Below are 12,857 nucleotides of genomic sequence, written 5' to 3'. Positions count from 1 at the left end.
TAGGCGTTGGCGTTTCCCGTCTCAGTGGGGTCGCATTATAGGGAGCGGCGAATTTTACGCAAGCGTTATTTGCATAAAATAGTAATTAAAATTAAACCCCAAGCAAGCACACACGATAGGCACAAGTTACCCACAAAAACCTGTTGATAACTATCCATTTTACATAGTAAAGCGATGCTGAAGCTTTTAATTAAAGGCTTAAAAATGCAAAAAGCACCTTATGTAGGTGCTTCTTAAAAGTAATAGGTATAAAAATCTAATATAAAATACTATATAACTTGCGACGATACTTAGCAGCAAGCACGTCTCCATCAGGTAAAGAGGCAATAATCGCTAAAAAGCCTGATTTTGCCTCACTAAAATTAAGATCTTTTTGAAGTATTGTAAAGAGTACGTCCAACGCATCCTCTTTTCTTCCTGCTTCATTAAGTAATGCACTTAACTCTTCTTTTAACGCTAAGTCATTTGGATACTTTTCTACTTGCTGTTGCTTTTCTTTAATCTCTGGCGAATCCTTCGCTTCGAGCGCAGCTTCGCATTTTGCTTTTATATTATTAAAGTAAGCATCTTGCTCTTGTACATCGATTGTATTTATAAGCGCTTGCGCTTCATCTACTTTATGAATTTGGATACATATATCTGCAAGTACTAATTTGATACGCGCGTTATTATTGTCGATTTCATAAGCTTTCTTTGCATAATTAAATGCCGCATTTAAATCTGACTTCAATAGAGCTTGTTTTGCTTGCTCTAATAATAAGTCCTGTTGTGCAGGTAGATGTTTCCCTAGGGCTTCTCGTATTTGTGCTTCAGTTTGAACACCAGCAAGTAAATCGACTGGTGCAGAGTCTTTTAATAATACAAGTGTAGGTAATGTTTGTAGCCCTACTTGTTGTGCAAGTTGAGAAGCTAGGGCTTGTTCTGCATCACAATCTAGGTTTGCCACTACTATATAGCTTGCATATTCAGCTGCTACTTTATCTAAAATTGCAGCCTGTCCTATGCAATCAGGACTTTGTGGTGAGAAAAAGTTAAGCAACACTAATTTTTGTTGTGATGTTTCACCGAGTACTTGCTGAAGATTTTGTGCGTTAATACTAACTATGTTGCTCATTTAATTGATTGCCATATTCATCTATTTAGGTTTTTATATGGTGGTAAACATAATAATTACAAGTCATATACCTAAATCACTCGGTATAGATATCAATCAATGAGGCGAAACATGAAACTAACTTACTTAAGCGCAGCGCTCTTAATAGCAAGTCCATTTATACAAGCAAAGCCACTAGATTTAGATTTAAGCTCAAGCATGCCAGCTATAGAAAAATTTTACCTCGATTTACATCAATCACCAGAGCTTTCAAACCACGAACAAAATACAGGTAAAAAAATAACCTCTCAATTATCAAAACTTGGTTTTGAAGTAACAAATAATGTAGGTGGTTTTGGCGTTGTTGGTATTTATAAAAATGGTGATGGTCCAACAGTAATGATACGTACTGATACAGACGGCTTACCTATTACAGAACAAACAGGCAAAACATATGCTTCAAAGGTAACTGTAACAGATGAGCATGGTGCAAAAGTAGGTGTAATGCATGGGTGCGGTCATGATATTCATATGAGTTCTTTTATAGGAACTGCTGAACAACTAATAACGCATAAAAATGAATGGCAAGGTACATTGATGATGGTTGCACAACCCGCAGAAGAAGTAGGTGCTGGTGCTAGAGCAATGTTAAGCGATGGTTTATTCAGTAAATATACTCAACCAGACCATATTATTGCACTGCATGTTAGTGCGAGCGTTCCTGCTGGTAAAGTATCAATGAAAAATGAATATACAATGGCAAGCGTCGACTCTGTAGACATTGCAATAAAAGGAAAAGGCGGGCATGGCGCTTATCCGCACACAACTATTGATCCTGTTGTAATTGCAGCTCGAACCGTTATGGCATTACAAACAATAACCAGTCGTGAACTTTCACCATTAGAACCATCTGTCGTTACCGTCGGTTCTATACACGGAGGTTCTAAACATAATGTGATTCCAGACGAAGTAAAACTTCAATTAACTTTACGCAGCTACAGCCCTGATGTACGTAACGCTCAAATTGCAGCAATAAAACGCATTACTGCAGGCATTGCCCAAAGTGCAGGATTAGATGAGGCTATGTATCCTGTTATATATGTAAAAGAAGAATCAACGCCCTCTACTTACAATAATCCTGAACAAACTAATATAGTCCGTAAAACTATTGCTGATGCAATTGGAGATGAAAATGTATTGGAAGCAAAAGCGGTAATGGCAGGTGAAGACTTTGGTGTATATGGTCGTACCGAGAAAAACATTCCAATTACGTTATTTTGGTTAGGCGGTGTTAATCAAGCACAATATGCAGATTCAATAAAAACAGGTGAAATACTCCCTTCCCTACACTCTAGTAAATTTGCACCTGATTATAAAGTTGCTATTCCAACCGGAATAAAAGCAATGAGTAACGCTGCTGTTGCTTTATTTAATAAGTAACCTGAATTCTGGATAATAAATCTATCTCAAGCAGTTATTTTCAGCGCTAACTGCGTTGAATTTATTTGCAATAGGCCAGCTATTGACGCGTAAATTCGCCTTGTTTTCACTGAAAATCTCTGACTAGAGAAAATAAATTTAAATATCATCATGATTCAATACGTTAGTAAATCTCTTAACCAGAGTTCAGGTTAAGTAATACCAATTCAACATTAAGTAATATCGTTTAATAAAATAGCTCTGTAGCTAACTAGCAACAGAGCTTTTTTTATAACTCGACTTTTTAAAGGTCGATTTTCCGCCTCGTTTAGCAAAACGTTTTTTAGGTGAGGTTTTTGGTAGCTTAGCAAATGCATCACTATCGCAGTTTGCTGCTAGTTGTACAAAACCATTTAGGTCGGCAAGTAAAGGTTGTAAAAATTGCTGGTAACTCATTGCTTGCTGCGCAATATCACCTAGGCTCGATTCCCACTTTGCGGTTAAATCAGGACTCGCTAAACCTTGCGGTAATACGCTAATGAGTGCAAGCCCCGTTTCGGTTGCTCTAATTGACTTACCTTCACGCTTTAAAAAAAGTCGCTTAAATAGCAATTCAATTATACCTGCACGCGTTGCCTCAGTGCCTAAACCATCTGTGTCTTTTAGTATTTTTTTAATTTGTGGATCTTTAACATATCGGCTAATGCCCGTCATCGCAGCAAGTAGTGTAGCATCAGTAAAATAAGCTGGGGGTGATGTATGCTTTTCGACTACTTCGCCTTTATCGCAAAAAAGAGACATACCTTTAGTTAAAGGAGGTAGCGTAGCTTCATCTTTTAATTCAGACTTACCCATTAACACCTTAAAGCCCAAGCTTACATCTTGCTTTGCATTTGCTTTAAATAAACCGCCAGCAATAGTTACCTCTGCTTTAGTTTCGTTATATATATAGTCGGGATAAAACTGAATTAGGTAATGACGGCTTATTAATTGATATACCTTTGCTTCATCGCCGCTCAAACTCGCTGATTTTAACTGTTTCGCTGTTGGTACAATTGCATGATGCGCAGCTACTTTTGAATCGTTGAAACATTTGCTACGCTTTTTAGTATCAGCCCCGTTTACTAATTCAGTGCTTTGCCCACCATTAGCACTTATTGCTTTAAAAATAGCAGATGCATCTTGATGGTGATCTTTAGGTAAATAGCGGTTGTCTGAACGCGGATACGTTATTAATTTATGACGCTCGTAAAGTATTTGGCAAATATCTAACACTTTTTGAGCAGGCATACCAAATGCTTTAGCTGCATCTATTTGTAGTGCAGATAAGTTATATGGCAATGGTGCACTCTGCTTTTTTTGTTTTTGCTCAAGTGCCGTAAGCTCAGCACTTTGCTTTGTAATGCGTGAAGCAACATTTTCTGCTAATGCACTATTAAGTATCCGACCTTCTTCATCTTGATGTGGCTCACATGCTTTACTTGGCACCCATTTAGCTGTGAATGGTTGATTATCAGGAGTAAGTAAATGTGCCAGTACATCGTAAAAAGGCTTAGATACAAAGTTCGTAATTTCGTTATCTCTATTAACTACAAGACCTAAAATAGGGGTCTGTACTCGCCCTACCGAAAGTACATTACCAAACCCAGCTTTTTGCCCAGCTAGGGTATATGCACGCGTTAAATTTATACCAAATAACCAATCAGCACGAGAGCGCGCTAAAGCAGATACACTTAACGGAATAAAATCTCGATTAGAGCGCATAGCACTCAATGATTTTTTTACTGCCGATAGGTTTAAATCGCTAATGAGTAAACGTTGCGTACTCTGCTTTTTAGTCTGACTTATTTTAGCTTCTTCTATTACTTGATCGACAAGCAGCTGGCCTTCACGGTCTGGATCGCCAGCATGAACAAGTTGCGAAGCTTGTTTAATTAATTTTTTTAAAACAGTGAGCTGTTTACGTGTTTTAGTTTTGGCTTTTAACTTCCACTGTTCTGGTATTATGGGTAAGTGTTCAAACTGCCATTTTTTAAAACGCTCATCATAGTCATCGGGCTCGGCTTGCTCTAACAAGTGCCCAATACACCAAGAGACACAATCACCATTAGCGACTTCTATATAACCATCATGCTTTTTATGTGGTTTTGGTAGCGCATCAGCAATAGCGCGTCCAAGTGAAGGTTTTTCTGCAATGTAGAGTTTCATAGCTTGCTCACCACTGTTCATATAAACAGTAGTTTAGCACAACTATTTTAAAGGAGGGACTTTTTTATAATTATTACTAGTTACTGCATTATTATTTTTAATTACTATATAAATTAGCGGAAGATAACACACCACTACGGTGGCCGTATTAATTAAAGGTAAAAGCGTTTTATACATTAGCGTGCTATAAGATAAATCCCAAAGGTGGCGATCAACAACGCGAAAAAGTTGTAAAATTGGTGCCATTATAACAACCAACTGACCTAACACACATTGCCATAAATAAACTTTGTCTTTTATCCCAAGGTAGGCAATTAAAGCCATCCAAGCAATGTCATTAAACGCCCAGACAAGATATCTATATATATAAATATCTTTATCAAACTCTCTTAAAGAATCGTATATAAGTGCACCAAATAAGAAAAATGCACCTGTGACACATACAAACCATAATGCTAAAAAATCTTTACGCAAATAGAAAATAAAAATAGCTGGGATTAAAAATAAAACCCAGCTAAGTTCAAGAAGTCCAATTACCTTATCAACCCATAAAGGCATTATTATTCTTTCGTCTTATCGTCATCTCCGCCAGTTCCGTTGCCTGGCATATCGCTATACTTATATTTTTTCTTCATGGGTATTCCATTACATTTGTTAATATTTATTATTTTATGTTAAAAAAACCGCTTTGCCAAGGTGTACTATCTTACATCAATTGGGGCTGACTCTTTTGCTTTACCTTGCAAAATAGAAATCTCGACACGACGATTTCTTCGACGATCTTCATCTGTATCATTTGGTACAAGTGGTCTTGTTTCAGCTCGACCAACAACCATCATGCGAGTTTTATCAAAGCCTTTCACTTTTTGTAGTTCACTTGCAACGGCTACTGCACGTTTTGATGATAAGTCCCAATTATTAATATATAGCTCGTTAGATACCTGAAAATCATCAGTATGCCCAGATACAGTTATTTCACCGGGTACATCTTTTAATAAAACGCCAATATCTTGAATAATTGGTTTAAACTTGGGTTGTAAAAACGCACTTCCTGAAGGAAACGAACCGTTTTCTCTAATACGGATAATTATTTGCTGCCCTAGCGATTCAAGTTCTATAGCACCATCAATAATTTGCTTTTCAAGCTGTTGTGCTATTTTTTTAACAAGCTCATTTGTTTGCTCTTGATCAGCAGATGCCGTTGCTTGTTCAGATGATTGCTCTTGAGATGTACTACGAGATTCACCACCACGTTTGTCACCACGCTGTTCTTGTCTTCCTCCGGCAGAGCTTTCATCACCGGCTTGAAATTCTAGCATTTGCTGAGTCATTTCTACTGTTTGCTGTTGAATAGTTTCTATTGGGGTGGGTTCTGGTTTCCCTGGTGTAAATTCCATTGCAATAACAGAGGTACCTTTAGGGATGTCTTTTACTTCTATTTTATTTTGTACACCAAAAGCAAACTTCATTGAGCCTGCTATTTGTTTAAATTTAAGTACATCCATCTCAGAAAACGCAAGCAAGAGTACAAAAAAGCACATTAGTAGCGACATCAAATCAGCAAACGTCCCCATCCACGCAGGTAGCCCTGGAGGTGGACATTTACACTCTTGCTCAGACATGGTTACTCCTCGGTATCTACTTTACGTTTTGATTCAGCTAGGTAGTTTTTCAAAATACCTTCAATTACTTTTGGATTTTGACCATCTTGAATACCTAGCACTGCATCTAAAATCAAACGCTGATTCATTGCCTCTTCATCTTTACGAAGCTCTAATTTAACTTGAATAGGGATAGCAACTACGTTTGCTAAAAATGCACCATATAAAGTTGTTAATAATGCTACTGCCATTGAAGGCCCTATTGATTTTGGATCGTCCATGTTTGATAACATAGCAACCAAACCTATCAAGGTACCAATCATTCCCATTGCAGGTGCAATATCGGCCATCGCTTTAAATAAGCCGGCACCCATTTCGTGACGGGTGGAAGTTAAAGTAATATCTTTTTGTAAAGTAGCTCTCACTACATCGGCATCGTGACCATCAACTAACATGTCGACACCTTTTCGCATAAACTGATTTGGTATTTCAGCTTCTTCAAGGGCTAAAAAACCGCCTTTTCGTGCAGAATCTGCAAGCTCAATTGCTTTATCAATTAGCTCTTCAGGTGATTCTATTTTAAACATGAAAGCTTTAGCGGCTACTTTACCTATACCAAAAAACTGTCCCATGGTGTAATTTGATAAAACTATGAATATAGATCCACCAAATACAATTACCACCGAAGGGGTATTGTAAAACATAGCCATTTCGCCACTACTACTCATAAACATCGACATGACAATTAAGCCAATTGCGCCAAGGATCCCTATAATGGTTGCTAAATCCACATTTCCTCCAAAGGTTTCATGCTGTAAGGCCTTATCATAAACTTTTATTATTAACTACTTATCGGCAACATATTGAATTGCTTAAGCCATTTGTGTAAAGAAACATAAAAAGAGCATTAAAGTATTAGTTTAATTAAAGGTACATTATTAATTACTTTAACTACAGCAATAGACCGCTATTAAGTCTTTATTAATGCACATAAAGGTAACATTTAATGCTAATAGACGAAAAAAACATATCATCCTTTGACCTAGTTTAGCATTCCCCCTAAAATTGGCTTCTAAATTTATCATGTAAGCTGAAATAATATGGCGACTAAAAAACCTGAAAACTTAAGTTTCGAACAAGCACTAGAAGAATTATCAACAATTGTTAGTGACATGGAACAAGGTGATTTATCGCTTGATCAGTCGTTAAAGCAATTTGAACGCGGAATTGCTTTGGCTAATGCTTCATCAGGTAAATTACAGCAAGCAGAACAAAAAGTATCAATTTTAATGGGAAGCGGCGAAAAGTCAGCACTTGCAAACTTTGACAACGATGTGGAATAAACGGTGAGCATTAAAGAACAAATAGAACATGCTCAAACTGATGTAGCTAATACGCTCAATCTTTATTTTGAACAACCGCTCGATAGTGAAAAAAAAATAAAAGAAGCTACACATTATAGCTTGTTCAATGGTGGGAAAAGACTGCGTCCATTTTTGGTTTACGCTACAGGTAAAATGCTCGGTGCAGAGAAAAGTGATTTAGATGTACTTGCCGCAGCAATTGAATGTATTCATAGCTACTCTTTAGTACATGATGATTTACCAGCTATGGATGATGATGATTTACGCCGAGGTAGACCAACATGTCATATAGTTTATGGCGAAGCTGAAGCTATTTTAGCTGGAGATGCGCTGCAAACATTAGCGTTTGAGCTAATCTCAAATCATAATTTTAAATGTAGCTCAAAAACACAAGTAAAAATGATAGCAAAACTTGCACATGCCTCTGGTTTAGAGGGTATGGTTGCCGGTCAAGGTTTAGATATTGCTGCAACCGACAAAGTGATTACAGTACAGCAACTTGAGCGTATTCATAAACTAAAAACGGGTGCATTAATTAATTGTGCAATTACCTTAGGTGCAATGTGTTCTCCAAATGTTAGCGAACAAACTTTAGATAACTTATCTGTTTTTGGGTATGCTATAGGGCTGGCCTTTCAAGTCCACGACGATATTTTGGATATTGAGGGCGATACTGTTACTTTAGGTAAGCCGCAAGGGTCAGATATTGCAGCCAATAAAGCGACATACCCCGCTTTATTGGGTATGCTTGGCGCTAAAGAAAAGGCGCAAAATTTAATACAACAAGCCCATGAAGCGTTAGCAAATATTGATGCTGACACAACACTTCTGGCGTCACTAGCAAATTACTTAATTGAGCGTGATCATTAAGCACCGCTTAAAAAGTATTGCACTTAGCACTGACATAATTACTGAACATTAATTGAATTTATACCGTATTTGTATAAGTTAATTGATGTTAGCGAAGGATATATAAAAAACCATGACACTTGATAGTAGCAAGTATCCATTACTTAATTTGGTTGACGAACCAGCCCAGTTACGCGATATAGCGCAAGATAAACTCCCAGAGTTTAGCAATGAGTTACGTGACTATTTACTCAACTCAGTATCGCAAAGTAGCGGTCATTTAGCGTCTGGTTTAGGTACGGTTGAACTTACCGTTGCCCTACATTATGTGTATAACACGCCCGATGACAGGTTAGTATGGGATGTGGGTCATCAAGCTTACCCGCATAAAATACTGACTGGTCGACGCGATTTAATGCACACGATTCGTCAAAAAGATGGCTTACACCCATTTCCATTTCGTGAAGAAAGTAAATACGACACGTTTAGCGTAGGTCATTCAAGTACGTCTATTTCAGCAGCGCTGGGAATGTCTATTGCCGCGCAAAAAGAGGGTAAAGGACGAAAAACCGTTGCAATTATAGGCGACGGTGCCATTACTGCTGGTATGGCATTTGAGGCAATGAACCACTCTGGTGATGTAAAATCAGACATGCTTATTATTTTAAATGATAACGAAATGTCGATTTCTGAAAATGTGGGTGCATTAACAAATCATTTTGCACGTATTTTATCAGGTAGCTTTTATACTAACATTCGTGAAGGCAGTAAAAAGCTACTCTCTGGTGTACCTCCTGTAAAACAACTTGCTAGTAAAATGGAAGAACATATAAAAGGAATGATGATTCCAGGGACATTTTTTGAAGAACTTGGTCTAAATTATATTGGCCCTATTGATGGTCACGATGTAAACATGTTGGTAGATACATTGCGCAATATGCGTAATTTAAAAGGACCACAGTTACTACATATAAAAACCCAAAAAGGTAAAGGATACAAACCCGCAGAAGCCGATCCTATTGGTTATCATGGCGTGCCAAAGTTTGATCCAAATATTTCGAGTCTTCCTAAATCAAAACCAAGTGCAGCTACCTTCTCTAAGGTATTTGGCGATTGGTTATGTGATATGGCTGAACAAGATAATAAATTAATGGCGATAACACCTGCGATGCGTGAAGGTTCTGGCATGGTGCGCTTTTCTAAAGAGTTTCCAGAGCAATATTTTGATGTGGCAATAGCAGAGCAGCATGCTGTTACTTTAGCCGCAGGTTTTGCCTGTGAAGGTTTAAAGCCTGTTGTAGCTATTTACTCAAGCTTTTTACAACGCGCATACGATCAACTAATTCATGATGTAGCACTACAAAACTTACCTGTATTATTTGCAATTGACCGTGCAGGTATTGTTGGGGCCGATGGTGAGACTCATCAAGGTGCTTATGATTTAAGTTTTATGCGCTGTATTCCAAACATGGTAATTATGGCACCAAGCGACACAAATGAATGCCGTCATATGCTTTATACTGGTTATCAAGCAAATTGCCCTGTTGCAGTACGCTACCCTCGAGGAAGTGCTGGTACAGAAGATATTCAAGCTAATATGCAATTACTCGAAATTGGTAAAGCGAATGTAATAAAGCAAGGTAGTAAAATTGCAATTTTATCATTTGGTACTTTACTTGAAAATGCCCAACTTGCAGCAAATGAGTTAGATGCAACTCTTGTTAATATGCGTTTTATTAAACCACTTGATACTGCACTTTTAAACGAATTAGCGACTAGTCATGATGTAATAGTTACACTTGAAGATAATGCAATTGCTGGCGGTGCAGGCTCTGCGGTTAACGAATACTTAGCAACGCAAAAAGCCAGTATTAATATACTTAATTTAGGTATTCCTGATGAGTTTATTAAGCACGGCACACAAGATGAAATGCATGATGAAATGGGATTAGGCGAACAAGGCATACTGCTTGCTATTCAACGTTTTTTAAAATAACCCTTCCTCTAAAATATTCATTAAAATAAAAGGAGCTTTATAGCTCCTTTTTTAATTCCTTTTTTTTGCATCCAATTTTTAATTTCAATCGTTATTAGATTGAGGTTAACGCATGAACACAAAGAAATACTAATTTTTACATTGGTATCAGGCTTAGCTATTTATTTTTAAGTCATCAACTTTACTGTTCATTTTAAATGGAATATTAAAAGGTAAAAATAATGAATAAAACTAATCAAAATATTACTGATCAAACAAACAAAAAACTTAGCTTTTCGGCTCTAACGCTCGCAGTGCTTATCGGCATTACAGGATGTAGCAGTGACGATGGTGAAATCACTAATACAGACTCTGATGACACAAATGGAACCCCTAATTTTTCAGAGGCTCAATTTGTGCTTGCAAATAATGGTTCTGATAATGCTGGTACAGCCGATCTAATTGACCAAAATTCAGTAAAATTAAAAACCTTTAACACAACAGCTAACGAAGGCGTTGCTTTCGATGCATTAGGTAACTTAATACAAGCAAGTGATATTTCAAGCGGTAGTATAAAAACAGTTTGCCAACTTGCTAACCGCGTAGATGAAGATAGCTTTAATAGTAACCGAGACCGTGAAATAACAGGTTCATCCACTACATTAGCAAACCCAAAAGGGATTGCGGTTTCTGACAAACTTGGTCTTATTTTTATTGCCGACTTTGGTGCTATGCAGGTCACTGTTTTCGGTGCAACTTCAGCGGGAAATTCAGCCCCTCTTGCCAATACAATAACAAATGCAGCTCCTTGGGATGTTGATTACGATGAGGTAAACGATAGACTTTACGTTGCACTAACTAACGGCGATGTTGCGGTATACGACAACTATGTTAATGGTGGCTTTGTGGCCATGCCAAATAGAACAATTACACCTAGCGATAATAACGGTGCGCAAGTTTCAGTAAATATTCACGGTATTGTTTTTGACTCAACGACTAACAAGCTTATTTTGTCTGATGTAGGCAGTGCAACAGATGCTACTGATGGCTCTTTGTTTGTAATAGACAATGCTTCATCGGCTGATGGAGCAGTAAGCGTTGCACGCTCTATTGCAGGTCCAACAACTATGTTAGGAAACCCAGTAGACATTAGTTTAGAGGGTACTGATTTAAGAGTGGCCGAAAAATCGAATGATGCAATCCTCATTTTTAGTAATATTTTTGCAGGTGAAAGCGGCGATATTACTCCCGACTTAGTGACCTCCACTATAAAGCCTGAATCGATTACTAAAGTAGGTATGCAAAATGAAATGGCTGATATTTCAGATAGCGATACCCTAAACATGTCACTACTGGGTGTTGCTGTAAGTAGTAACCCAGCAACTAATAGCGAAACAACGGGTCAAATTAGCCGCTTAAGCCCAGAACTAACAACAACACTAGGCAGCTACAATGCGAGCCAAACAATTGAGAGTGTTACATTTGATAAAGCAGGTAATAGCTATACAACATTTGATAACAGCACAACATCTACCGGTGGGATTATTATTTCAAATAAGGTAGCAATAAATAGAGATGGGCAAACATATAGCGCTAGCCAAGATAGTATTATTAGTGGCACCAATACAGGTCTTATTTCACCTAAAGGGCTTGATGTTGCATCGGATAGTGGCATGATTTTAGTTGCTGAAAATAATGCAGACACACCTAGTATCTCAATATTTTCTACCTGTACGACAGGTAATGCAAGCCCATTAATGACGCTTACTTTTGCAAACAATGCCCGCCCTTGGGATGTAGATTATGATGTAACAACTGATCGTGCCTTTGTTGCTTTAACAAACGGAACTGTGGCTGTATTTGATGAAGTTAAAAGTAAACTAATGGCTGGTACGACTAATATTGCCATAGAAAACAGATTAATCACTCCTGCAAATACAGGTACCGCAGTCGAGGCTCCAAGTAATATACACGGCATTGACTACGATTCAGTAAGTGGCTCACTAATACTCTCAGATGTTGGCAGTGCCACTGTTGCAGACGACGGTAAAGTATACGTGCTAAACAATGTAGCGACAGCATCTGGGTTAGTGAATATAAGCACGACTATTAGCGGTCCAAATACACTTTTAGGTAACCCTGTTGATATTATGTATAGCGGAACAGATTTATACGTAGCTGAAAAGTCGAACAATGTGGTTATGCGTTTTAATAATATATTAAGCAGTGCAGGCGGCAATATTAGTGCCGATGAAAGCGCTGCATTTGCAGCACCAGAGTCGGTTGCAATTTTACCAGCTTGGCTTAATAAATAAAGTTAGCCTTACCACGCCTGACCAATAAAATTG

The 12,857-nt window shown here is 37.8% G+C and carries 10 protein-coding genes; 5 read left to right on the top strand and 5 right to left on the bottom strand.

What is annotated here, in order from left to right; genetic code table 11:
* Positions 1-256: 256 nt before the first annotated feature.
* Positions 257-1,114, bottom strand: a complete 858-nt coding sequence (locus GQR56_RS13040; protein ID WP_166112186.1) for a tetratricopeptide repeat protein — start codon at positions 1,112-1,114, stop codon at positions 257-259.
* A 111-nt stretch (positions 1,115-1,225) separates the two neighbouring features.
* Here GQR56_RS13040 and GQR56_RS13035 point away from each other — a divergent pair, with 111 nt between their 5' ends.
* Positions 1,226-2,533, top strand: coding sequence for an amidohydrolase (locus GQR56_RS13035; protein ID WP_166112183.1), 1,308 nt, complete (start codon positions 1,226-1,228; stop codon positions 2,531-2,533).
* Between the two features lie 246 nt (positions 2,534-2,779).
* Here GQR56_RS13035 and GQR56_RS13030 read toward each other — a convergent pair whose 3' ends face one another.
* The 4 genes from GQR56_RS13030 to pomA form a co-directional block, all read right to left on the bottom strand.
* Complete coding sequence (locus GQR56_RS13030) at positions 2,780-4,720, bottom strand: DNA topoisomerase III (RefSeq protein WP_166112180.1); 1,941 nt, start codon at positions 4,718-4,720, stop codon at positions 2,780-2,782.
* 42 nt (positions 4,721-4,762) lie between these two features.
* The gene (locus GQR56_RS13025) at positions 4,763-5,278 is read right to left on the bottom strand and encodes a hypothetical protein (protein ID WP_024612235.1); all 516 of its coding nucleotides are present in this window, start codon (positions 5,276-5,278) and stop codon (positions 4,763-4,765) included.
* A gap of 143 nt (positions 5,279-5,421) precedes the next feature.
* Positions 5,422-6,342, bottom strand: a complete 921-nt coding sequence (locus GQR56_RS13020; RefSeq protein ID WP_166112177.1) for a flagellar motor protein MotB — start codon at positions 6,340-6,342, stop codon at positions 5,422-5,424.
* Between the two features lie 2 nt (positions 6,343-6,344).
* Entirely contained in the window at positions 6,345-7,112 is a 768-nt protein-coding gene (pomA, locus tag GQR56_RS13015; protein WP_024612233.1) for a flagellar motor protein PomA, read from the bottom strand.
* 309 nt (positions 7,113-7,421) lie between these two features.
* On the opposite strand from pomA, the gene GQR56_RS13010 reads away from it, so the two are divergent.
* From GQR56_RS13010 to GQR56_RS12995, 4 genes are all read left to right on the top strand, one after another.
* Positions 7,422-7,664: an exodeoxyribonuclease VII small subunit gene (locus GQR56_RS13010; protein ID WP_024612232.1), complete on the top strand. Its 243-nt coding sequence runs from the start codon at positions 7,422-7,424 to the stop codon at positions 7,662-7,664.
* Between the two features lie 3 nt (positions 7,665-7,667).
* On the top strand, positions 7,668-8,555 hold the full coding sequence (gene ispA, locus GQR56_RS13005; RefSeq protein ID WP_166112174.1) for a (2E,6E)-farnesyl diphosphate synthase: 888 nt from the start codon (positions 7,668-7,670) through the stop codon (positions 8,553-8,555).
* A gap of 112 nt (positions 8,556-8,667) precedes the next feature.
* Positions 8,668-10,530: a 1-deoxy-D-xylulose-5-phosphate synthase gene (gene dxs, locus GQR56_RS13000; RefSeq protein WP_166112171.1), complete on the top strand. Its 1,863-nt coding sequence runs from the start codon at positions 8,668-8,670 to the stop codon at positions 10,528-10,530.
* A gap of 221 nt (positions 10,531-10,751) precedes the next feature.
* Positions 10,752-12,824, top strand: a complete 2,073-nt coding sequence (locus tag GQR56_RS12995; protein WP_166112167.1) for a hypothetical protein — start codon at positions 10,752-10,754, stop codon at positions 12,822-12,824.
* Positions 12,825-12,857 lie beyond the last annotated feature (33 nt).

This window comes from Pseudoalteromonas sp. Z9A5 (genome assembly GCF_011378875.1).
Classification (GTDB): domain Bacteria; phylum Pseudomonadota; class Gammaproteobacteria; order Enterobacterales; family Alteromonadaceae; genus Pseudoalteromonas.
Note: the sequence above shows the minus strand (reverse complement) of the source record. Positions and strands in the feature narration are given on the sequence as shown.